This window comes from Synechococcus sp. R5-15 (assembly GCF_047462035.1).
GTDB lineage: Bacteria > Cyanobacteriota > Cyanobacteriia > Thermostichales > Thermostichaceae > Thermostichus.
Map to the genome: position 1 here is coordinate 1 of NZ_JANSIK010000041.1, position 22,731 is coordinate 22,731.

22 protein-coding genes are annotated in these 22,731 nt (G+C 56.7%); 10 read left to right on the top strand and 12 right to left on the bottom strand.

What is annotated here, in order from left to right:
• Positions 1 to 146 precede the first annotated feature (146 nt).
• The 9 genes from rlmD to NW839_RS04285 form a co-directional block, all read right to left on the bottom strand.
• Complete coding sequence (gene rlmD, locus NW839_RS04245; protein ID WP_011432153.1) at positions 147 to 1,541, bottom strand: 23S rRNA (uracil(1939)-C(5))-methyltransferase RlmD; 1,395 nt, start codon at positions 1,539 to 1,541, stop codon at positions 147 to 149.
• A gap of 153 nt (positions 1,542 to 1,694) precedes the next feature.
• On the bottom strand, positions 1,695 to 2,882 hold the full coding sequence (locus tag NW839_RS04250) for a GNAT family N-acetyltransferase (protein WP_414350611.1): 1,188 nt from the start codon (positions 2,880 to 2,882) through the stop codon (positions 1,695 to 1,697).
• On the bottom strand, positions 2,867 to 3,055 hold the full coding sequence (locus tag NW839_RS04255; RefSeq protein WP_414350610.1) for a hypothetical protein: 189 nt from the start codon (positions 3,053 to 3,055) through the stop codon (positions 2,867 to 2,869). Before NW839_RS04255 ends, NW839_RS04250 begins: the two co-directional genes overlap by 16 nt.
• Before the next feature lie 68 nt (positions 3,056 to 3,123).
• Positions 3,124 to 4,182 (bottom strand): ATP-grasp domain-containing protein, encoded by a 1,059-nt coding sequence (locus NW839_RS04260; protein WP_414350608.1) that lies wholly within the window; start codon positions 4,180 to 4,182, stop codon positions 3,124 to 3,126.
• A 36-nt stretch (positions 4,183 to 4,218) separates the two neighbouring features.
• Positions 4,219 to 5,037: an alpha/beta hydrolase-fold protein gene (locus NW839_RS04265; protein ID WP_414380485.1), complete on the bottom strand. Its 819-nt coding sequence runs from the start codon at positions 5,035 to 5,037 to the stop codon at positions 4,219 to 4,221.
• Between the two features lie 66 nt (positions 5,038 to 5,103).
• The gene (locus tag NW839_RS04270) at positions 5,104 to 5,757 is read right to left on the bottom strand and encodes an LON peptidase substrate-binding domain-containing protein (protein ID WP_011432147.1); all 654 of its coding nucleotides are present in this window, start codon (positions 5,755 to 5,757) and stop codon (positions 5,104 to 5,106) included.
• A 95-nt stretch (positions 5,758 to 5,852) separates the two neighbouring features.
• Positions 5,853 to 6,365, bottom strand: a complete 513-nt coding sequence (ruvC, locus tag NW839_RS04275) for a crossover junction endodeoxyribonuclease RuvC (RefSeq protein ID WP_414329288.1) — start codon at positions 6,363 to 6,365, stop codon at positions 5,853 to 5,855.
• 10 nt (positions 6,366 to 6,375) lie between these two features.
• Positions 6,376 to 6,894, bottom strand: a complete 519-nt coding sequence (pgsA, locus tag NW839_RS04280) for a CDP-diacylglycerol--glycerol-3-phosphate 3-phosphatidyltransferase (protein ID WP_414329287.1) — start codon at positions 6,892 to 6,894, stop codon at positions 6,376 to 6,378.
• Between the two features lie 78 nt (positions 6,895 to 6,972).
• Positions 6,973 to 7,908 carry a nucleoside hydrolase gene (locus NW839_RS04285; RefSeq protein WP_414350605.1) on the bottom strand — a complete coding sequence of 312 codons (936 nt, stop codon included), beginning with the start codon at positions 7,906 to 7,908 and terminating at the stop codon, positions 6,973 to 6,975.
• A 121-nt stretch (positions 7,909 to 8,029) separates the two neighbouring features.
• Here NW839_RS04285 and NW839_RS04290 point away from each other — a divergent pair, with 121 nt between their 5' ends.
• The 9 genes from NW839_RS04290 (at position 8,030) to NW839_RS04330 (ending at position 17,984) form a co-directional block, all read left to right on the top strand.
• Positions 8,030 to 9,034 (top strand): circadian clock protein KaiA, encoded by a 1,005-nt coding sequence (locus NW839_RS04290; protein WP_414343474.1) that lies wholly within the window; start codon positions 8,030 to 8,032, stop codon positions 9,032 to 9,034.
• A gap of 2 nt (positions 9,035 to 9,036) precedes the next feature.
• On the top strand, positions 9,037 to 9,339 hold the full coding sequence (gene kaiB, locus NW839_RS04295) for a circadian clock protein KaiB (protein ID WP_011430723.1): 303 nt from the start codon (positions 9,037 to 9,039) through the stop codon (positions 9,337 to 9,339).
• Between the two features lie 28 nt (positions 9,340 to 9,367).
• Entirely contained in the window at positions 9,368 to 10,993 is a 1,626-nt protein-coding gene (gene kaiC, locus NW839_RS04300) for a circadian clock protein KaiC (protein WP_414350602.1), read from the top strand.
• A 219-nt stretch (positions 10,994 to 11,212) separates the two neighbouring features.
• Entirely contained in the window at positions 11,213 to 12,331 is a 1,119-nt protein-coding gene (gene pilM, locus NW839_RS04305) for a type IV pilus biogenesis protein PilM (RefSeq protein WP_414350600.1), read from the top strand.
• 60 nt (positions 12,332 to 12,391) lie between these two features.
• Positions 12,392 to 13,099 (top strand): PilN domain-containing protein, encoded by a 708-nt coding sequence (locus NW839_RS04310; RefSeq protein WP_414350597.1) that lies wholly within the window; start codon positions 12,392 to 12,394, stop codon positions 13,097 to 13,099.
• Positions 13,099 to 13,800 (top strand): hypothetical protein, encoded by a 702-nt coding sequence (locus NW839_RS04315; protein WP_414350594.1) that lies wholly within the window; start codon positions 13,099 to 13,101, stop codon positions 13,798 to 13,800. The genes NW839_RS04310 and NW839_RS04315 overlap by 1 nt, the downstream gene beginning before the upstream one ends.
• 265 nt (positions 13,801 to 14,065) lie before the next feature.
• Positions 14,066 to 16,210, top strand: a complete 2,145-nt coding sequence (locus tag NW839_RS04320) for an AMIN domain-containing protein (RefSeq protein ID WP_414380487.1) — start codon at positions 14,066 to 14,068, stop codon at positions 16,208 to 16,210.
• A gap of 130 nt (positions 16,211 to 16,340) precedes the next feature.
• Entirely contained in the window at positions 16,341 to 17,522 is a 1,182-nt protein-coding gene (locus tag NW839_RS04325; protein WP_414350589.1) for an Ig-like domain-containing protein, read from the top strand.
• A gap of 84 nt (positions 17,523 to 17,606) precedes the next feature.
• Positions 17,607 to 17,984 (top strand): hypothetical protein, encoded by a 378-nt coding sequence (locus tag NW839_RS04330; protein ID WP_414329093.1) that lies wholly within the window; start codon positions 17,607 to 17,609, stop codon positions 17,982 to 17,984.
• A 177-nt stretch (positions 17,985 to 18,161) separates the two neighbouring features.
• On the opposite strand, the gene NW839_RS04335 is transcribed toward NW839_RS04330, so the two are convergent.
• Positions 18,162 to 18,728 (bottom strand): DUF2854 domain-containing protein, encoded by a 567-nt coding sequence (locus NW839_RS04335; protein ID WP_414350587.1) that lies wholly within the window; start codon positions 18,726 to 18,728, stop codon positions 18,162 to 18,164.
• Positions 18,729 to 18,863: 135 nt separating this feature from the next.
• Here NW839_RS04335 and NW839_RS04340 point away from each other — a divergent pair, with 135 nt between their 5' ends.
• Positions 18,864 to 20,405 (top strand): aminotransferase class I/II-fold pyridoxal phosphate-dependent enzyme, encoded by a 1,542-nt coding sequence (locus NW839_RS04340; RefSeq protein ID WP_414350586.1) that lies wholly within the window; start codon positions 18,864 to 18,866, stop codon positions 20,403 to 20,405.
• Positions 20,406 to 20,421: 16 nt separating this feature from the next.
• Here the strand turns inward: NW839_RS04340 and NW839_RS04345 are convergent, their stop codons facing one another.
• Together NW839_RS04345 and NW839_RS04350 are read right to left on the bottom strand one after the other, a co-directional pair.
• The gene (locus tag NW839_RS04345) at positions 20,422 to 21,864 is read right to left on the bottom strand and encodes a hemolysin family protein (RefSeq protein WP_414350583.1); all 1,443 of its coding nucleotides are present in this window, start codon (positions 21,862 to 21,864) and stop codon (positions 20,422 to 20,424) included.
• A gap of 233 nt (positions 21,865 to 22,097) precedes the next feature.
• Positions 22,098 to 22,220 carry a PepSY domain-containing protein gene (locus tag NW839_RS04350; RefSeq protein ID WP_414350581.1) on the bottom strand — a complete coding sequence of 41 codons (123 nt, stop codon included), beginning with the start codon at positions 22,218 to 22,220 and terminating at the stop codon, positions 22,098 to 22,100.
• Positions 22,221 to 22,731: the final 511 nt, after the last annotated feature.

The window sequence follows — 22,731 nt, forward strand, 5'->3', positions numbered from 1 at the left end:
CGTACTTGAAGGCTTGAAGTCGTTGCACCGCTCAATCGTATTCTTGGCCTATGCGTGATGACAACGATATAGGCTACGGTTCGCGCTATCCTTCCCTGCCCTGAAGGACGGAGCTTGCCGCGCCTTTTGGTCAGGGTGCGTACTCTTCAAACTCGCTCCAAAAAGGCCACCCCCTCCACATGCCCGGTTTGGGGAAAGAAGTCAGCCGCCCGCCATTGGGTAAGGCGATAGGATCCCTCTGCCAGTAGGATCTGCAAGTCTCGCGCCAAAGTGGCAGGGTGACAGCTAATGTAGACGATGCGTGGTGGTCGTCGCAGCTTTAGGGTCTCGAGCACTTGGCGGTCGCAGCCGCGCCGCGGCGGATCCAGCACCACAATGTCGGCAGGGGGCAGGGTCGGCAAAACCTGTTCCACCGTGCCCTGGAAAAATTGGGCTGAGGCGATACCGTTGAACTGGGCATTGTAGCGGGCTTGGGCGACCGCTTCCGGCAAAGCTTCCACCCCCATCGCCCGTTTCGCCCGTTGCGCCAGCAGCAAGGTTAAGGTGCCGATGCCACAGTAGGCATCCAGGATGGTTTCCTCTCCCCGCAGGTTCAGTTGGTCGGCTATCCAGGTAAAAAAGGCTTCTGCTTGCTCTGTGTTGACCTGGAAGAAAGAGGTGCTGTCGATCCAGAGGGAAAAACCGGCAAATTCCTCCCGCAAAGACCCCCGACCGGCAATCACCTCAGTCTCCGGGCCGAAGATGGCATTGGTGCGGGCCGAGTTGAGATTGAGACAGACCCCCACCAGGTCAGGGTAGCGCTGCATCCAGCGTTCGGCCCAGCTTTCCAGATGGGGCAGGCGACGACTGCAACTGACCAAGGTCAGGAGCACCTCGCGGGTACGGCGACCGATGCGCAAACCCAAGTGGCGGAGATGACCTTGGTGACGACTTTCGTCGTAGACACTCCAGCCCGTTTCTTGGAGATCCCGCTTGATTTCCCTCAGGAACACATCCAGCCGCTCGTCTTGCACGGGGCATTGGTTGAGGTTCACCAGGCGGTGGCTGCCCCGTTGGTAGTAGCCCATGCGCAAGGGCTGGCCCTCCGGTTTGGCCATGGGGTAGGTGACCTTGTTGCGATAGCGCAGCGGCTGCTGGGATCCCAAAATAGGGACAGGCTGCGGCAGAGTCAGACCGCCAATCCGCTCCAGTGCATCCCTGAGGATTTGCTGCTTGGTGGCCAATTGCTGGGCATAGCTGACATGTTGCCATTGGCAGCCACCACATTTGTCCGCCACAATGCAGGCTGGTCGCACCCGTTGGGGAGAGGGAGAAATCAGCGACCGAATTCGCCCGACCAAGTAGTTGCGCTTGATCTCGGTTATTTGGGCCACCACCTGATCCCCGGGCACCGCCTGGGACACAAACACCACTCGCCCTTGTCCAAGTCCTACCGTGTGGGCAATGCCATCTCCCTGGGGGGTCAGGGCCGTGACCTCCAACGCCAAGAGATCCCCAGGTTTAACGGGATCAGGAAGGCCGGAAGGGATCGGATGTTCCATTAAGCCGTTTCGCCGAAATTCGAAGTAACTACAACCATAGGTCAGGTCTGTGTTGGCTGGAGTCAGTATTGCCGAAAAAAGCTGTAGCAGGGCAAAAAGCATGTCAGCCGCCAACTGCTGACAGGGATTGAAAACCCGATCCAATGGAGTGGATTACTCCTTGGTCAAAGCAGATAGAGAAGGCAAAACATCTTCTCGAAAAGGAACCTCGTTTTGATTCACATTCTCCAGCTCGGCCAACATGAGAGGGTTAACCCGGTTTAGGTAGGGCACCAAAACCTGTTGTAGCCTTCGGCTGTAGAAGCGGTGGTAGCTGTACACAGGCGTGGCCGGAAATCCCCGTCGAATCTTATGGGATCCCCCTGCGCCGGGATCAAAGTTGCGGATCCCTTCTCGGATGGCGAGGGCAATGGGCTCGTAGTAGCAAACGTTAAAGTGCAAAAACTTCACCTCCTCCCGACAACCCCAGTAGCGCCCGAACAGGCGATCTCCCTTACGAATACAAAAAGACATCCCCACAATTTCTGCATTCCGTTCCCCGGCCACCAGCACAACTCGCTCCCGATAGTTGGGATAGAGAGACTCGAAAAAGCGGCGATTGAGATATTTGCTCCAGTTCCAAAATTGGGCGCAGGTGTTGCTGTAAAAGTCGTACATGAGAGACAACAGGCGGGGCGTGATCTCCTCTCCTGTGTAAATCTTGAGTTCTAGGCCGCTTTTTTCCATTGCAGCCCGCTCTCGCTTGATGTTGCGCCGCTGGTTGGCATTGAACTGGCTCAAAAAGTCTTCGTAAGAGCGGTAGCCGGGGTTGTGCCACTGGTAGTTGTGGGTGATCCGGGGCGTAAATCCATCCGACTCCAATTGAGTCCGCCAGTCCAGATCTACATAAAGCAAGCTAAACACCGAAATATCCTTCTCTTGGCAAAACCGGTCAATGGCTGCCAGCATCAACGACCACACCTCTGCTTCCGAATACTCGGGATGGACGAGGATGCGATAGCCCGTGGCCGGGGTGAAGGGGGCCATGCCGATTAACTTCGGGTAGTAGCGTTCCCCCAATTGGCCGGCAACTGCAGCCCATTCTTGGTCAAAGACAAACTCCCCTTGACTGTGGCTTTTCAAATACAAGGGGGCAGCAGCAATCAACTGGCCGTCTGCCTCCACCAACAGGTGACAGGGCAGCCACCCTGTCCTGCGGCTGGCACAACCTGAGCTTTCTAGGCTGTGCAACCATTCGTATTCCAAAAAAGGAGAGGTGCGCTCCGTTTGCAAAGCGTGCCAGGCCACTGCCGGGATCTCGCGAATATCGTGGCACCAGCGCCATTTCAACCCGGTTGACATTTGCCTGCTCGGATCAGACCAACCCGCCGTGCAATTGCCTCAGCTTGGCTGGGAAAAGGCCCCCAATGCTCTTGCCGACTCAAGAGGGGATCCCCCGCCGCCAAATGCAGCACCTGGCAGGATCCCTGCGCCTGCTTGATTATGGACCACCCTGAAGCGGGGTCGGAAACCACGCTGCTGCTCCTTTGCCCGTCCACAACTTCCCCAGCGGAAAACCACACTTGTGGGTTCTGGTTTGATTTTAATCGGGATCCCTGGGCTCGTAGTAACGGTTGGCCAAATCCAGAGCCATCTGAAACTTCTGCTCGCGGGTGAGGTCAGCCCGTCGGGCAATGTGAGCAAAGCGGTTGATATCTGGGGGCAGGAAGTCGAAAGGACGCTGTTCCCGCACGATGTCCAAGACCAAATCGCAAAGGGCCTGCTGGTAATCGTTGTAGAAGATCTCTCCCAAAGCCTTGAGCCGCCCATCGGGCACCGGATTGTTAAAGTCGATGGCCTGGAGCTCTCCCTGCTCGTCGATGAATAGCTCCACCGAGTTCATTTCATAGCCCAAAACTCGATTGATAATCCGACAGGTATTGATGACTTTCTGGCCCATTTCCGGCGTGAGAAATTCTGGATCAAACAGATATTCGCTGGCATCGAACTTGCGAAAGATATACTTGATCGGAATGATCTTTCGGCCAATGCAGAGGGCGCGAATCTGCCAAGGGTAAGGGGTTTTGACCTTCTCTTGGATCATCATCACCTGAGATCCAGAGCGGTCGTAAAAATAGAGGAGCTGCTCCATGTTGTGGGCTATTTCTACTCCAATGGCCTCTCGCCCCTCCGCCGGCTTAATCACAATTGGCCAGCCCAGATCTTCCGCCATCCCCTGCCAATCGAAAAACTTGTGATACTTAAAGTCCTCTGCTTTCAATGCGGGGGCTTCTTTAGGGGGCAGAATGTAAGTTTTGGGGATGGAGATCCCCAGCTCTTTGACCACCATGTAGGCAGCATCTTTGTTGCGCAGGTAGTAATAAAAGCTAAACGGGTTGTTGATGAGGTAAACCCCCCGAAAGGCAAAGCCCATGAACAGGCCGATGGCTTGGGGGTAAAGGTAGCTGAAACGATCCAGGATCAGGCGATACTTGGTGCGGTAATCCAGGTTCACCTCGTGAATGGTGACATGTTCGGCCCGGATCTTGTAAGTTTGGCCGTTGCGAGCTTGAACAGGGGGAAGTGCGTTGAGGCGGGCCAGAGTATCGTCCCCAAAAGGCTCGCTGAAGTGCAGGCTGCCAACCCAATAGTCTTCAATCATCAAAGCTCTCTCAAAAGCTATTCCCTGCAAGGGATCCTACGCGAAGGCGCGGATTTGCGCTTGCCAAGTGGGCCAATCGTGATTCCCCTCCCATACCTCCAGTTGATGGGGGATGTCGTTGCGGCTGAGCACTTCTGCCAGGCGCAGATTGTCGCTGAGGCAGTGGTCGTGGCGAGCGGTGAGCAGCTTCAGCTCGGTGTTGCGCCCGCCCAAGTGATCCCAGAGTTGCCGGCTCATGTTGGACATATAGGCCAGCGGGTTGATGAAATACAGCTCCTGCTCTGCCCGTTGGGGATCCCAGCCGGTGACAGAGCCGAGAGCGGCCACATCGTAGGGCCCCCCCAGAGCCAAACAACGGCGCACTAGGCCGGGATGCCGACAGGTGAGGTTGACAGCATGGGTAGCTCCCAGGGAAAACCCAGCCACCACCAGAAACTCATTTTGCGCCTCGGCCTTGGCGTAGGGGATCAGCTCTTCTACCCAGTGCTGCTCCAACAACAGCCAACGATCCCGCCGTTGGGGCAAGTCCAGCTGGCGGTTGAACAAAGTCTCCCAATCTAGGGTTTCCACGCAAAAAGCCTGCAAATAGCCCTGTTCCAGATGATGGCTGAGGCTGGCAATAATGCCGCGATCTTCCACGTCAAAAAAACGCCCGTTGCTGGTGGGCAGACAGATCAGCGGGTAGCCGTGATGCCCAAAGTGGAGCATCTCCATTTCCCGGCCCAAGATCTGAGAGGGAAAGCGCAAGTAGCGGCGAGCGTAGGCCATGAAAAACGGGGAAGGGATCCTCAAGAAATACCCAACCTTTCCGGGGGAAGCATTCTGCTCTGCCTGGTCGAGAAAGGCAAAGGGCACTCTCTGGAAAGGTCCACAAGAGCCACCAGAACAGATGGGAGCAGACCTGACCAACTGACAGGAACCTCAGGAAATTTCCGTGAACAGATCCTTGAGGGCCGTGCGGGCGGCCAAGTGCTTGCGGGTGGACTCGAGAATTTCGGCTTCCCGGCGCAGCCGCCTTTCGGTACTGACCATTTCCAGCAGAGCTTGCTGCTCTTGGGGGGCCCCATGGAAGTGGCTAGCCACCCAGTAGGACAGTTCTATGGGGGTGGTGGGGAGCTGCTCCGGCAACTGTGCATCCCGCTCCATTAGCTTGCCCGAGAGACGCACCACATCTTGAAGGAGAGTGGTAACCTGGCGCACCCAGCTCTGCAGGTCATCGGAAGGGGTGGTCGGCTCATCCTCAATCCATTCCACCAGCCCCACCCGGAAGGGTTTTTCCCGCACGTAATCCAAGACGCGGAAGCGCTGCTGCCCCAAGGTCAAAATGTCCATGCGGTCATCCGGCAATCGCTGCACCTGCAACACCTCAGCACAACACCCTACCCGCACCGGGGATCCCGTCTGGGGATTGAACATCAGCACCCCAAAGCGGCGATCCGTCTCCAGGATGGTGTTGATCATCATGCGGTAGCGGTACTCGAATATGTGCAGCGGCAGAGGTCGGCCCGGAAACAGCACCACCTCCGGCAAGGGAAACAGGGGTAGCTCGCGAACATCCACGGAAGAAGAAGGCATAGGGCTTGTGCTTCTCGCTGTACTGAGTCTAGCCCATCTTTATTGGCCAATCTTTATCTCTGCTAAAGGTAGGGGATTGACAGGGAGGGGATCCCTCAAGAGAAGCGGTGGTGCCAGACCGTGATGGCAATCGCCAAGGCATCGGCGGCATCATCCGGGCGGGGCAAGCTGGGCAGGTTGAGTTCCCGGGCCACGGCAGCTTGTACAGCCTGCTTGTCGGCGCGTCCGTAGCCTGTCAAACTTTGCTTGACTTGGGCGGGCGTAAACTCCACCGGCAACAGATGATGCTGGGCCAAGGTGAGCAGGATCACGCCACGGGCTTGGGCGATGGCAATGGTATTGCCCATTTTGTAGAAAAAAAGTTTTTCCAGCCCCACCTGATGCGGGCGCAGTTGGCGCAGCAACTGGCTCAAATCCTCGTGCAGCGTTTGCAGCCGCTCCGGCATCGAGTGTTGGCTGGGGGTGCTGATCACCCCATAATCCACAGGTTTCAACCCCGCAGATCCCGCCAGAATGCAACCAAAACCCATGGTTCCCAGACCTGGATCTAGGCCGAGGATGCGCTGCTCAGGTGGGGTGTCTCCTCTGTCGGCGAGGGGCGGGGGGATCTGACAAGGGCTATGGCCTGCCGGGTGACTGCGCATGATGGGGATGATCGGTGTGCAGGTAGGTCAGGCCCGAGATCAGGGTGAGAACCACCGCCACCCAAAAACAAGGGATCCCTCCCGGCCACCCCAAAATCAGCAAAGCAATGGCCAGGATTTGGGTTACCGTCTTGGCTTTGCCCCAGAAATTGGCACCGCGGATTTGGCTTTGGTTGACCCGCCAGCCGGCGATGGCCAGCTCCCGCCCCACCAGCAAAAACACGCCCCAAGCGGGGATCCGCCCCAGTTCCAGCAGGCCCAGCAGCGGCGCCAACACCAGCAGCTTATCCACCAGAGGATCCAAAAACTTGCCCATATCGGTTACCAAGCCATAACGGCGGGCCAAATGGCCATCCAGCCAATCGGTTGCCGCCGCCAACAGGAACGCCCAGAGGGCCAACCTCTCCCCCAGTGGGGATCGCAGGCTCAGGCCCAGCAAAACAAAAGGGATCCCTGCCAGCCGCAGCAGGGTGACGGCGGTGGGCAGGTTCACCCACTCCAGCTTGGCACGTTGGACGGCGCTGGGATTCTCCACCTTCGGATCTGGCCTCAAGGATCAGAACTATCAGAATTATCGGTAACGGCCCAGGCGCTCGGTGAGCAGGTGGTAAAACCCCTGGGCATCCACCCCAAAAGCCACCTGAACATTGGCGAGGCGACCACTGGATCCCCAGCGATCCACCACCGTCCGGCCCAGGTTCAAGGGGCTAGCCGTTTCCACCTCGACGTAGCAGGGCTTGAGCTCGAACAACTGCGGCTGTAACAGATAGGCAATCACACAAGGGTCGTGCAATGGCCCTCCCGGTAGCCCGTAGCGTTCTACGTCGACCTTACCGTAAAAGGTGAGCATATTGGCCACCGTCTGCCCAACGCGGGTGCCCAGGGCGCGGATGCGCTCAATCCGCTCCGGCGTGCTGAGGACCTGTTGGGTGACGTGCAAGCCCAGCATCACCACCTCCGGGATCCCGGCGCTGAGCACGATCTGGGCGGCGTGGGGATCGGTGAGGATGTTGAACTCGGCTGCCGGGGTAACATTCCCCTCAAAGGCGGATCCCCCCATAAACACCAGCCGCCGGATGCGCTCCACAATCCGGGGCTGCTGCACCAGGGCCACCGCCAAGTTGGTCATCGGGCCCAGCAAAGCCAAGGTAACCGGCTCAGGGGCAGCCATCAGCGTCTCGATGAGATAGGGCACTGCATGCTGGGATCCCAAAGGCATCTGGGGCTCCGGCAGATCCGCTCCGTCGATCCCGGTTTTGCCATGCACCTGCTCGGCGGTTTCCAGAGGGCGCAAGAGAGGTCGGGGGCAGCCAGCATACACCCCCATCTGCGGCTGACCGGCCAATTCACAGATCTGTCGAGCATTGCGGCTGGTTTTGTCCAAGGAGACATTGCCAGCCACCGTGGTAATGCCCAGCAATTGCAGCTCTTCTGGCGACGCCATAGCCAGCAGCAGAGCCACCGCATCGTCTTGACCAGGGTCGCAATCGATGATCAGGGGCACCATAGGGATCTCGGCAGCAGCTCACTCACCCCTAGTTTAGGTTTTTCTCCCGCTCTTTTCCTCTGGCCGGTGAGCGCGGATCCCGGTCAGATTTAAGATAGGAAATATATCTTCATCCTTTGTCTTGTTGCCTGACACCCATCCACTGCGCATCAACCTGTTGCTGGATTGGGAGCCGCCAGCAGGAGAGCCCCTAGCTTGCGAGGACTGGCTACCCCCTGAACGCTTTGTTGTCGAGTGTTTTCAGGATCAAGCTACCTTCCTAGAGGCTCTCAGGAGACAAGACGGCCATGTCGATTGCTTGGTGCTCCTGGTGGATCCCACTCGGCTGCAAGAGCTGCACGATCTGGGCAATCAGCTCTGCGCGTGGGGACTGCTGCTGCCGACGGTGTTGGCGATTGTGCTGGAAGAATCCCACCTGCAAAAGGAAACACCGGAGACGGAAGGAGAGATCCCTGCCACCTCATCTTTGGTGAAAGCATTGCTCAAGCGAGAGCAGTTTTTCTACCACAACGCCACCCTCGTCCGTCCCATTTCGCCACAGGAGCTGAAGGGGCAGGTGCGGGCCGACTGTACCGCTTCGGGATCCCCTTCCGTCTTGGAGCTGCTGGTGGATCGGGCCATCGCCTTGTTTCTGCAGATGTCTCCCACTTGCGGCCTCCCGCAGGGCCCAGCGCATCCCAGCGATCAGCCCTACCTGGCCTACAGCAACCAACAACAGCGACGGCTGGCGGAGAAATTGCGGGAACGGCTGGGCTACGCCGGAGTGTACTATCATCGTGACCCGGAGCTGTTTTACCGTCGCCTCCCGCCCCACGAGCAGCAAGCCCTCATGCGACGGCTGCGTAACCTTTACCAGGCAATCGTCTTGGACTATTTTCAATCTCCCGAGACCGTCAATGCCCGCATCGACGAGCTGGTGGCCTTGGCCTTTTTTGCCGATATCGGCGCTGCTCAACTGCTGGAGCTGCACATGAACTTGATGGAAGACTTTGCCAAACAATTGAAGCTGGAAGGCCGCAGCGAAGAGATCCTGCTGGATTACCGCCTTACCCTGATCGATGTGATGGCCCACCTGAGCGAAATGTACCGCCGCTCCATTCCCAAAACCGCTCCAAGGGATCCTTAGATATGTCCACTCGCAAAGCCTATGTTCTCAAGCTCTACGTGGCGGGCAACACCCCCAATTCTCTGCGTGCCCTCAGCACCTTGCAAGACATCTTGGAAAAGGAGTTCCGCGGCGTGTACAGCCTGAAGGTGATCGATGTCTTGAAAAATCCGCAACTGGCAGAGGAAGATAAGATCTTGGCAACGCCGACCTTGGCCAAAATCCTGCCGCCACCGGTGCGGAAGATTATTGGCGATCTGTCCAACCGCGAGAAAGTGCTCATCGGCCTGGATCTGCTCTACGAAGAATTGGACGAAGAGGCTTGAGACAGGCTGCAGGAGCAAGGAGAGTGGGATGAACCAGTCATTGGGGCCTTCTGAGCCAGAAAAGCCACAAGATAACACCGCAGAGGACTCCACCGAACCAACCCCAGACAACCACCGGGCGGATCTCTCAGAGCTGCGAGGGATCCCCAAAAAACAGACGGGCATCGAGGGCTTTGAAGACATCAGTCACGGTGGGCTACCCCTGGGACGCACCACCTTGGTCAGCGGCACCTCCGGCACCGGCAAAACCCTGTTTGCCATGCAGTTCCTTTACAACGGCATCGTGAAGTATCAAGAGCCGGGGATCTTCGTCACCTTCGAGGAAACCCCCGCCGATATCATTCGCAATGCCTCCAGCTTTGGCTGGGATCTGCAGGCCCTCATCGACAGGGGCCAACTGTTTATCCTGGATGCCTCCCCCGATCCCGAAGGCTATGAGGTGAGCGGCAATTTCGATTTGTCCGCCCTCATCGAGCGCATTCAGTACGCCATTCGCAAATACAAAGCCAAGCGGGTCTCCATCGACTCGGTGACGGCCATCTTTCAGCAGTACGACCCTGCCGGTGTGGTGCGGCGGGAGCTGTTCCGCCTGACGGCCCGCCTCAAGCAGGCCAACGTCACCACCGTCATGACCACGGAGCGCACCGACGAGTACGGCCCCATCGCCCGCTACGGTGTGGAAGAATTCGTCTCCGATAACGTGGTGATCCTACGCAACATCCTGGAGGGAGAGAAACGGCGGCGCACCATTGAGATCTTGAAGCTGCGGGGCACCACCCACATGAAGGGGGAATATCCCTTCACCATCACCAATGACGGGATCAACATCTTCCCCCTGGGAGCCATGCAACTGACCCAGCGCTCCTCCAACGTGCGGGTCTCCTCCGGCATCGAGAAGCTGGACGAAATGTGCGGCGGCGGCTTCTTCAAAGACTCGATTATTTTGGCCACCGGCGCCACCGGCACGGGCAAAACCTCGCTGGTGAGCAAATTCCTGGAGCGGGGCTGCCTGGATGGGGAACGCTGCATTCTCTTTGCCTACGAAGAGTCGCGGGCGCAGCTGTCCCGCAACGCCTCCTCCTGGGGCATTGACCTGGAAGAGTTCGAGCGGCAGGGCCTCCTCAAGATCATCTGCGCCTACCCAGAATCTGCCGGCCTGGAAGACCACCTGCAGAAGATCAAAACCGAGATGATGGCCTTCAAGCCCTCCCGCATGGCCATCGACTCCCTGTCAGCCCTGGCGCGGGGAGTGAGCCAAAATGCCTTCCGCCAGTTTGTAATCGGGGTAACTGGCCTGGCCAAGCAGGAGGAGATCACCGGCTTTTTCACCAACACCACCGACCAATTCATGGGATCCCATTCCATCACCGAATCCCACATCTCCACCATCACCGACACGATCATCCTGCTGCAATACGTGGAGATCCGCGGAGAAATGGCCCGCGCCCTCAATGTCTTCAAAATGCGGGGATCCTGGCACGACAAAGGGATCCGCGAGTACCTGATCTCCAATGCGGGCATCCAAATCCGCGATTCCTTCCGGGGCTACGAGCGCATCATCAGCGGATCCCCGACCCGCATCAATGTGGATGAGAAAAACGAGCTCTCCCGGATTGTGCAAAACGTCCAGGCCCTCGAGGAAGAAGGGTTTTGAGCGGTTACAACAGTTCCGTGAGTGGGCGCGGCAACAGACCCGTTGAGTCAAGCGAATTTCCAACACCGCTCAACACCGCGCAAGCCCTGCACTTGCGGCTGGCAGGGAGGGATCGGCCCAGACAAGGATTTCCCCGCGGCCAATGGCGAACAGTGGTAACCCACCTACAAATTGGGTAGTATGCCTCTAGCAGTAGCGCAAAGGGCGGGGTTTCCCGGCGTGTTTAGTTTTCTTGGTGGTTCCAAAACCCGAACCATGCTTGGGGTGGACATCAACCCCGAGCGCATCGCCGTTGCCCAACTGAAAAAGCAGGGCAATGGTCGCTATCGTTTAGCCCACTACCACAGCGTGGACATGCCAGAAGGGGCGATGATCGAAGGACGCATCCTCGATCCGAGCACAGTTGGCTTGATCCTGATGAATTTGCTCAATGAAAACAAGGTACCCACCAACCTGCCGGCAGCCACAGCAGTGCCCGTAAGGGAGGCCATCGTTCGTCTCATTCGCCTGCCTGCCGACCTGCCCGCCGATGAGTTGCGCCGGGTGGTTTTGGAGCAGGAGGCCGAACTCTACATTCCCTACCCGCGGGATCAGGCGGATGTCGATTACCAGCCCTTGGGTCTCGATCTTTCCCAGGATGGCATTGAGCGCATCGAAGTCTTGCTGGTGGCCATCCCCAAAGAGGTGGTGGATAATTACCTGGAGGTGCTGCAGGCAGCCAATTTGCAGGTGCGCTGTGTGGAGCTGGCCAGCTTCTCCCTCATTCGCACCATCCGCGATCAGCTAACCCAGTACGGCCCCCAAGAGGCCGTGTTGCTCAGCTCCATCGGCTACGACAGCAGCGAGATCAGCATTTTGGTGAACGGGATCCCGCAATTTACCCGCACCGTCAACATCGGCACCATCCACATGCGGCAGGTGCTGGCCCAATCCCTGAATCTGCCGCTTAGCCGCACCGGCGACCTGTTGCGAACTCTGAGGTTACCCTTGATCAACCCCACCGATATTTTGGCCACGGGAGAACAGCCAGCGCCCAGCAATCCCGGTGTAGCAGCAGTAACGCGCGTTGTCTCCGATTTGGCGGATGAACTGAAGCGCTCCATCGACTTCTTTACGAGCACAGAAAGCAGCTCGCCTGTGGTGAAAGTACTGCTGGCCGGAACTGGGGCAAGCATCGGCCAAATCGACGGCTTCTTATCTCAGTCGTTGAGCGTGGCGGTGGAGTTGGCGGATCCCTTTGGCAACATTGTCGTGCCGGATTCAGTGGAACTGCCCCTGGAGGAACGCCCAGCAATGGGAGTGGCCCTGGGGTTGGCGTTACGGGAAGACACCAAGTAGCGGCAGCAGGCAGCGCAAGCTCGCCCAACCGATGGAATAGCGCACAAGGCGGTTAAAGAGATGTACACACCGGAGATCAATTTCCTCAAAGAAAGGCCGGATGTCCTCACCACAGCTCGAACAGGTGGGGGAGCAGTAGTCGCAGCTGAGGCTGCAGAGGGATCCCAGAATTGGATCCCGGCCATTGGCCTGGGGGTTGCTGTTGCTGCTGTAGCGATGGGAGCTTTTTGGTATTTCCAAGACAGCTTTTCCCGCCAGAGAGAAACCTTGAGGGCGGAGCGGGCTCGCCTTGACAGTGAGCTCAGCACAGCCAATGCTGAGTTGTCCCAGCTGCAGAATGCCAATCAAGAGCTGCAAACCATTCGCGCCCAAACGGAAGGGTTCCGCTCCTTTCTGGGATCCGTCCAGCCTTGGTCGGCCATCTTGGAAGAGCTGCGGCGCAAGATCCCCGGCCAGGGGGTATGGATAACCAACATCAGCGCTTCCGGGGATACCGTCAATATCCAAGGAGGGGCGCTGGACTTTCCCTTGGTGAACGACTTTTTGCTCACCCTGCTGGATTCCAACTTTGTTACCAGCGCCGTCCTGAACAGCAGCTCCCGGGTGGACGGCACAGACGTAACCGAGCCCAGCGTTACCTACGGCATAACCGTAACCATCCGTACCCTGGGGGATCCTGACCCAGAATTTACCCGCGAGCTGGAGCAGCGGGGAGCGATAGGCTTGGTTGAAAAGATCCGCATTTTGCGTCGAGTGGAGGCGAACTGATGACTGGATCAGTTGAAGGTTTTCCCGACGAACAACTGGTGGTTCCCCCGGCAGGGCCGCCGGTACTGCTGGGCGTGGAGCTGACCCCCATTCGAATTGGTCTTTTAATCGGGATCACAGGGCTAGGCGCGGCGGGGTTTCTGGCCTTCACCCAACTTCGCCCCTTGATCGAGGAGGTACAGGCTTTGGAAAGGGAGGTAGCCAACAAAACCACCCAGTTGCAGGACATAAAGAGCCAGATTGCCAGTTTGCAAGATGTGCCCAATCAGGTCGAGAGAGCTCGCGTGGAGCGGGAACAGATCAGTGCCCTGCTCTCCACCCCCGAGAATGCCGACACGCAACTGCTGGATCTCAACCGGCTGGTGCAGGGGCAGCCCAACAGCGAGCTGCGCAGCTTTAGCCCTTCTCCACTGACTCCAGCGTCTTCGGCCAATCCGGAAGTGCCTGGGATCATCGCTCCCGCCATCCAAGTGCAGACCACCCGTGTCGCTCTGCGTGGCCCCTATACGGAGCTGATCAATCTGATGGGAGATATAGAACGTCTGCGCACGCTGTTCCGGGTGAGCAACATCAGCTTAAATCCTGTTCAAGACACAGGGGAACTGGACGCTGCTTTTGATTTGATTGCCTACATCTACAACAAAGACGTTCCGTTGGGCACTGCTCCTCCACCTGAAGGGCAAACGGCACCTGGTCAGTAGCCCAGCCATGCCTTGACTCAGGGGGAGATCCTGCCAGTGCGGGATCCCCTCTGGTTTTCAGAAGACGGGAACAACCGCCGGTTCAGCACGGATAGTGTTGCCGAATCGAAGATCTGGGAAAAATTGCTCCCGAAACGGCTACAGGTAGTGGCAAAGTCCGAGATTTCGGCTTTGATTAGGGAAGCACGGGGTGAACGAGGCCAAAGGCACCCGTGGCGAGGTGAAGCAAGAATACGACTGGGTGAAGGAGTGAGGTGTGAGGATGATGAACCGTCGAGTTGCTTATGGGTGTGCGTTGGGCTTGATCCTGTCCCTGCCCCCATTGGCCTTAGAAAGCCGGGTCAATGAGGCAGCCGCTCAACAGTTGACCTCCGCAAACCCGCAACGCCTCAGCCGCATCACAGATATCCGCCTGGTGCCCAACGGCAACCGCATGCAGTTGGAGATCAACACCGAAGGGGGCGCTCGCCCACAGGTGTTCTTTACCCAGCAGGGACAATCTTGGATCGGGGACATCACCAATGCTCAATTGAGCGGAAGCCAGGGCCGCTATCGCCAAGAGTCTCCCCTGCCGGGGGTGCGCTTCATTGAGGCCCGGCAGTTGAGCAACGACAGCGTGCGGATAGAAATAGCCGGTGTGGCCGCAGCTCCCCAAGGCTTGCTGGCTCGGCGCAGCCCGACGCAGTTGGTCTTCGACTTTGAGGGCCTACCCTCTGCCCCACTGGCTCCCCTAGCGGCGGTTCCCCCTCAACCCTCGTCCAACCCAGTAGCGCCCGGCCAACCGGCGTCACTAAACCGACCTCAGCCCGTGGCTCCTGCTCCTCAGCCCGCAGCTCCTGCCCCTGCCTCCCAACCGGTCGCTCAAAACCCTGCCCCTCCGCAGACAACTCAAGCGGCTCCTCCTGCACCTGCTGTTCCTGCTGCACCCGTGATTTCTCAGGTCCCCCCTGTGGGCCAGCTTAACCAACCTCAGCTGCCTTCGAGAGCTACTGATCCTAGTGCGTCTCCGTTTCAAGGTCGAGCAGTGGCTCCTCCGGCCGGAGATCTTGCTGTCGGCAATATTATTCCGGCTCCCCCTCCAGTTGACTTGGGTTCAAATGCCACAATTACCTTAACCCTCAAGGATGCCCCTGTGGGTGATGTGTTGAGTCTGCTGGTGCGTCGAGCTGGACTGAACGTAGTTCTCAATGACGTCCCTCCAGACCTGACGATTTCCTTAGATGTGGCTGATTCACCTCTACAAGAAACATTTAACTTTATTTTGCGCCTGAAGGAACTTCAAGCATCTCGTTCAGGGCAAACGGTTTTTATCGGCACTACACTCCCTGGAGTTGGCCAGCAGATCGTCAAGACGTACAGACTCAATCAACTGAGAATCGAAGAGACAGAGCAAACTTTCAATTTAACTGCTGCCGGTGCTGCAGGGGGAGGAACAGTTGAAATCAATGCTAGGCAACTAAGTATTACTCCGAGTGAAATCAGAAATAGAATCCAGGGAATCTTGGAAGCATCAAACATTCCTTTAGATCAACAGTCGGCAATTCAGGCAGATCCAAGAACAAATTCGCTAACTATTGTTGCCACACCTACCCAGCATGATGTAATTGCAGCATATCTTGCCCAAATTGATCTAAGAAGTCGGCAGGTCTTAATTAGTGCTAGGTTTATTGAAATCAATCTCAATAACAACTCTGATCTGGGAGTTGCATTAGGCGGTGCTTCTGGCAACTTTGCGCTGGGATCCGGAGACAACACCGTCTTTGGTGGAACTCCTCTTAACCAACCTGCTGGGTCCTCAGTTCCTAATGTTGGTTCTGTTCCTGCTGCAGGGACTGGAGGCTCACTTGTGTTTAACACCTTGAATCGATTACAGCAATCTCTAGCAGCTCGTATAGATGCAGCCATTGCTTCAGGAACAGCTAAGATATTGGCCGATCCAAAAGTAGTAGTCGCGAATAACACTGGCGCAGCTATTGTGGTTGGCCAGGAAGTTATTACCAACAGGATAATACAGACGGATCCTGCAACAGGCCTGACAGCAATTATTTTCGAGAAGGGCAACGCAGGAGTCAACTTGATTATTCAAAATGTTAGGATTGATGACAATGGCTACGTTACGTTGAATCTTCTTCCACAGATCTCATCTATTGGCAGTCAAATTACACTTCCTGATGGCACTATTATTAGTTTGCTCAATCAGCGTTCTGTCGGAACATTGCAAACCAGACTTAAAGATCGAGAAACACTATTTCTTGGAGGATTGATACAAGAGGAAGATCGAGTATCTGTTGATAAAGTCCCCCTTCTTGCTGAAATCCCCCTGTTGGGTTCTCTCTTTCGTAGACAAACTACAACAAACGATAGACGTGAAGTTGTTGTCTTAATTACCCCGACGATTTTGGAAGACTAAAGGAAGCTCTTCACCGACGAAGGCTGCTTTCCTGTAGCTGAATCAGTTGCATTGCTTTGCTAAAAATGAAAGGATATTTCAATTATTCAACTTTCCCAAAAGAGTAGATTGTGAGGCAAGCTGTGGCTCAATGCTGAGATCAAACTTTTCTTGCCGATTTTGGGTGAGACTGGGATCCCTATTGCTCAGCTTGGTTCTGGCTTGGGTGCTGGCTTCGATTGACGCAGGGTGGTCACAAACCTATCGCCTTTCTCTACCGGTACAGGGTCAGAGCTATTCGCAGCTAGTCGAGCAATCACGTCCTCTGGTTTTGCGAGCTTTGGCGCAACAATTCCAAGCGCAACCGCAGCCGGAGCAGATCACCTTGGAGGTACTGGGACAAGCCGGGGATCGGCAAGCCCCTCTATTTACCGTGCGAATGCCTCGCAGCGTTTGGCAGCAAAACCCCTCCCCCGCTCAATTGGAGCAGCATACCATTTTCTATCCTGATGCGTTGGCTCTTTTACAGCCGCGAGCACCGATGCAGCAAGCCCAGGTAGAATCTACTGCTCCCTTTGCAAATGGAATTACATTGGTCTCCAGCAATCCTTCCAATGGCCAAAGAGGGATCCCAATTGACCAAAATATCCATCTGCGTTTTGATCGACAGCTTCCAGCCGGAATAACAGGTCTAGCCTTCGGGATCCAGCCCCCTGTGGAGGTGGCCTTTGACATTCAGGGAAACGAGCTGATCTTTCAGCCTTTACAGCTACTCAGCTACAGCACAGATTACAGAATACTCTTGCCTGCAGCCAAAGAGCTGGATTTACAAAAGCCCATAGAATTGACTTTCCGCACCGAGCCTCAGTACAGTTACCAGCGAGATATTAAGCCCTTGCTAGAAGCCAGTTGTGTAGGTTGTCATCAGCAGGCCGGTCGGATGCGGCGCAGCCCTTTAGATAGTTATGCTGCGGTGATGCGTTATGTAACGCCGGGATCGGAAAATAGCGAGTTGCTCAAACCGCGTTGGTTAGCTCGTCATGCTGTCATCCAGCGAGCTGCAGGGATCCGTTTGAATGGGGGGGGAGTGGATGCCCTGAGTTTGTTGTCGCAGGGCAGGGAAGGAGCTGAACCTACGCCCAGGGTTCCTGTGAGTGATCCCCAGGGAGAGTCTCCCGGATCTTTTATCGGACGCAGTGGATCCCCAGAATTGGCCTATATTCGTCGCAACGGCACCGGCATGGATCGCCTAGGTCACTTGAGCGCTGATGAAATTCAAATCCTGCGTACCTGGATTATTCAGGATCAAGCGGCTGAGGCCCATAAGAGTTAGCCTGATGGGCTGGAGAGTCTTTACCAACAAAGATCCCTTGCTCGTTTGTTTACTTTAAGATTAGGAACCTACGAGATCAATTTGATGACAACCCCCACAGAGGATCGGCTAGACCGGATTGAGCGTGTTGTAGAAGTTTTGGTGAACCAGCAGAGGGAAGTGCTGGGGCGCGTCGATGGGTTGTCTCACCGGGTGGATAGCTTGACCGAGCAGGTGGATAACCTCACGGATCGAGTAGACAACCTGACTAACCGAGTAGATAGCCTGACCGACAGGGTGGATAACCTCTCCCAAAGTGTCAGCAAACTTTCCGCCGATGTCGATAAGTTGGGCTTCAAGTTCGACACTGCTCAATCGGTTGGGGAGCGGCTAGAGCGGCTGGCAACCAGCTTGATCGCAGGAGCCACGATTAGCATCATTGCCGGGGTTATCCTTGTGCTGCTCAGAGAGGGATCCCGTTAATTCTTTCCCGCCCCCTCGATGGAAAAAAATAGGGATCCCAGCCAATGGGATCCCTGGTTATCCTTCCTCTAGTGTTTCAGTCCTCAACACACCTTCCCTATGAGATGCTCTGATTCTAAGAGCCGACCCGTGAAAAAGTCGTGAAACTGACAGATGAGGTGGAAGGTTAAGCCTTGCTCAGGTGGTCAGGGATCCACCTCGGGCAACAAGCGCCAATTCCACCTGATTTTCTTGGGGCTGCCCCAGTTGCACCTCCACATCTCGGCCAAAGAAGCCTTGCATTTTTTTCTGGTAGCTTTCCTGCCATTGTTGGAAGGGAACCTTGGGGGAATCGAACAGAAGCACCAAGGTATACCGGCCATCTCGCAGCTCTTCTCTGTACCCTCTCACCTTGGGCAGATCTGCTTCCAGAGGGCCGCGCAGACCCAGAAACTCCAGGGCATCTTCCAGGTGGGCATTAGCCCCGTAGCTATATTTGGTGATATCGGCGCGGACTTGCTTTTGAATTTCCGTGGCCTGCTGGGCGCGGGCTTGGATCACCTCGAGAGAAGGGGCGGCCAGGGCAGGTACCGGCTTGAGTTCCACTACCTTCATGGTTATCCCTCCCAACAGCAAGGGGATCCCGGCAAACAGGCCAATGAGATTGAGGGTGGGATCGTTGTAGTGGGCAAAGCCCCAAGCCGTGGCGGCAACTCCGGCCAACAAAACGAGGGTACTGACGGGGAAGGGCAATTTCTCGAACATCGCAGGCAAGATTGCAGAAGAAGAAGAAAGGCAACCTGAAAACCCAGGCTAGCAGGAAAAGGGCCGGCGGTGGACTTAGCCTCCATTGGGATGGATAATCACAAAATGCCCACCTGGTGTGTTGAGGAGTGGTCTGTGGTTCTGTCCAATCTGTCCAAAACCTCTCGTTGCTTGCGCTCGCTGGATCGCAAAGCCCAGGAGCGAGCACCTCTGTTTGAGGCCATCCGCCACTATTGCAGCTTGGACAAAGCTCCTTTTCATACGCCAGGCCACAAACAGGGGCGCGGGATCCCTGCCGACTTGCGGACCTTTTTGGGAGAGAACGTCTTCCGGGCAGATCTGACCGAGCTGCCAGAGGTGGACAACCTCCACGACCCCGATGGCGTGATCCGAGAGGCCCAGGAGCTGGCGGCAGCAGCTTATGGAGCGGATCGCAGTTGGTTTTTGGTCAACGGTTCCACCTGTGGCGTGGAAACACTGGTGATGGCCGTGTGCGATCCAGGCGACAAGATCTTGTTGCAGCGCAACTGCCACAAGTCCGCCATTGCCGGGGTGATCCTCTCTGGGGCGGTGCCGGCCTATATCGAGCCGGATTTTGACCCGGAGCTGGGCATTGCCCACGGGATTACCCCAGCCGGTTTGGAGGGGGCCTTGGCAGAGCATCCCGATGCCAAAGGCGTTTTGGTAGTCAGCCCCACCTACTACGGGGTCTGCTGCGATGTGCAGGCTTTGGCCTCCATCGCCCATGCCCATGGCCTACCGCTATTGGTGGACGAGGCCCACGGGCCCCATTTTGGGTTTCATCCGCAATTGCCCATTTCGGCCTTGGAAGCCGGAGCCGATCTGGTGGTGCAGTCCACCCACAAGGTGATCTCCGGCATGACGCAAGCCTCGCTGCTCCACCTGCAGGGATCCCGTATCGACCCCAACCGGGTGCGCAACATTCTGCAACTGCTGCAATCGACCAGTCCCAGCTATGTGCTGATGATGTCGCTGGATGTGGCACGGCGGCAGATGGCACTGGAGGGAGAAGCCCTGCTGGGCCAAGCCTTGGCTTTGGCAGATCAAGCCCGCGCCCGTCTCAACCGCATCCCCGGCTTGCGCTGTTTTGGCCCAGAGCGTATCGGCTCCACCCCTGGTTTTTTCGATTTCGACCGCACCCGTCTCACGGTAACGGTGACAGAGCTGGGGTTGTTCGGCTTCGACGCTCACGACTGGGTTAACGATCACTTCCACGTGCAGCCGGAGATGTCCACCCTGCACAATGTGGTCTTCATTGTCAGCATCGGCAATACCCAGCGAGACATTGACCGCCTGGTGGAAAGTTTCGCCGCCCTGTCGCAACATTTTCAGGGATCCCGCCCATCCAGAGCGGCAATGGAAAAAATGCAGCGGCTGGCACAACTGCCCCGTCCTTGCTTGCCACCACAACGGCTATCACCCCGGGAGGCTTTTTTTGCTCCCATTCAGCGGGTGCCTTTCCAAGAAGCAGTGGGCCATATCTGCGCCGAGATCATCTCCCCCTATCCACCTGGGATCCCGATTTTGGTGCCGGGAGAAGAGGTGACTCAAGAGGCGGTGAACTATCTGCTGTTGGTGCATGAGGCAGGCGGCTTTATCAACGGCCCAGAGGATGTGCGCCTGCAGACCCTGAAAGTGGTCAAGGCAAGGACCTAATGCTCTCCTAGCGGGCTTATGGACGGGTTTTTGCCGTTTGCGCTGGGGGGAGCAGCGGTAGGGAGTTTGCCGGGGTGCCGGGGCGGCGGGCTACCTTCACCCGATCCACCCGTGGCCCCTCCATGCGCACCACCTGAAACTCCATCTCTTTGTAGGTGAACTTTTCCCCAGCACGTGGGATCTTCTGCATGTGGTAGATCAAAAAGCCCCCCAGCGTTTGGTAATCCTTGTGCAAAGGCAGGTTGAGGCCACAGCGCTCGTTGATCTCTTCAATATCTAGCTGAGCCTGGATGAGCAAGGTATTTTCGTCAAGTTCTTGGATGTCCGGCTCCTTGGTGTTGGGATCCGGGCCATCGGAGAGCTTGCCGACAATCTCCTCCACCAAGTCTTGAATGGTGATCAGGCCCGCCGTGCCGCCAAACTCATCCACCACCACCACCATCGGCCAGTGGTGCTGCCTCATTTCGGGCAACAGTTCCGCAATTGGCTTGTTCTCCGGCTCAAAGTGGGCCTCGCGGATAAAAGGCGTGATGGGGCTGTGGAGGTCGATGGATCCCTTGGCCAGCTCCCCAATGACTTCCTTGACGTGGATCAGCCCGCGGATGTCATCCAAAGACTCGCCGTAGACCGGGTAACGGGAGTGTCCTGATTCGGCCACCTCGGCCAGCACCTCTTGCACCGTTGCAGTTTCCGGCACCGCGTCGATGCTGGTACGCGGGATCATCACCTCGCTGGCCACCGTCTCGCCAAACTCGAAGATGTTGCTCAAAAGCTCTCGCTCTTCCGCCTCGATGTTGCCCGACTCTACCGAGGAAGCGATCAACAGTTGCAGCTCCTCCACCGTCATGGTGCTGTAAAAGGAAGTGGCCTCGGGGATGCGGACGCCCAAGATGCGCAGCACACAGCGGGAGGAGAAGCGGAGCAGCTCGACAAAAGGATGCAAGAAGCGGCTTACCAAGCGGTTGAGCCAGGCCAGTTTTAGCGCAATCGGCTCGGAATAGAGGATGGCCAGAGTCTTCGGGATCAGCTCCCCCACCACAATCTGCAAGTAGGTAAGCAGCGAAAACACCAGCACCACTGCCACCCCTCGAACAAGGGCCGGATCCAGGTTCTGAAGCCAAGCCAACTGCCTCAAGGCCAGAAACAGCGTCGGCGCCACTTGCGTAGCCCCGATCCAGCCCAACAACACACTGGCCAGGGTAATGCCCAACTGGGTGGTGGAGAGGGCATATTCCAGTTGCTCTTGGGCTTTTTGCACAATTGCCGCCTGGCGGTTTCCCTCGCTGGCCAACTGCACCATCCGGGAGCGCCGCGCCGATACCAAGGAAAACTCGACCGCGACAAAAAAAGCGTTGATGACCAGAAGACCGATGACCCAAAGGAGACTAAGAGACGCATCTCCCCACGAAAGCTCAGTGTTGGGGAAAGTAGCCGCCGAGGCTAAAGGGGGGTCGTCCATCAGGGGGAGCAGCAAGACGGATAGACAGCATTCTAGCTCAGACTGACTCGGCCACCTGTCCTCGGCCGGCAGTCGAACTGGTTTCAGCTATCCGTCAACTACCGATGACGCCCTCTCCATGCCCAAAATGCAAGGGATCCCCGGCTTTCGCAGTTCTCATTCATCAAGCAGTAACAGCTACAACCTTTTCCGGCAACGCTCACCCCCGCCTAGGCAAGGGCACCTCCTGAGTGCTAGTCGTCGATATCGACAATGTCACCGGTAGTGGCGTCGATCTTGACTTTAATGTCGTTGGTAAATTTCACTTCCCAAACTAGGCGCCCATCTTCGCGCTCCAACTCATCTTTTTTGATCATTTTTTGATCACGGCATTGGGCACGGCAGATCGAGCGATCTGAATGGCTTCCTCAATGGGGATATCTGGAGCGAAAGATTGGGCAAAAGCAGCCCTCCGGCTCCCACCCGTCGACAGCATCGGGCTAGCGGGGGACAAAATGCCAAGCAAAAGTAAGGCAGCAATCGAAAGTTTTGCAGGCTTTATTTACAGCTGCTTGAGCAACCACCTCCTTACCCTACCACCCTGAGACCAAAGAAACCTTGCCACAAGGAGCATTGCTGCCTTCACAAGGAGTTCACCCCCTTTGCGTCATAGGGTGTAGCTGCTCGGCCCCTCTTCAGCTACGAACTGTTTGCTTCTCCAATCCAACCCTCTCGGAAACTGACTGGCTAAACAACGCTGCTGCGGGGGAGGAATACCTGATACATTCACGCTGAACTCTCCTGAACATGGTTCAGGGAAGAAGCGATCGCATCCTGCCTATCTCTGAGCAGGAAGGCGGTATCCCGCAAAGCCCTGAGGAATACCCC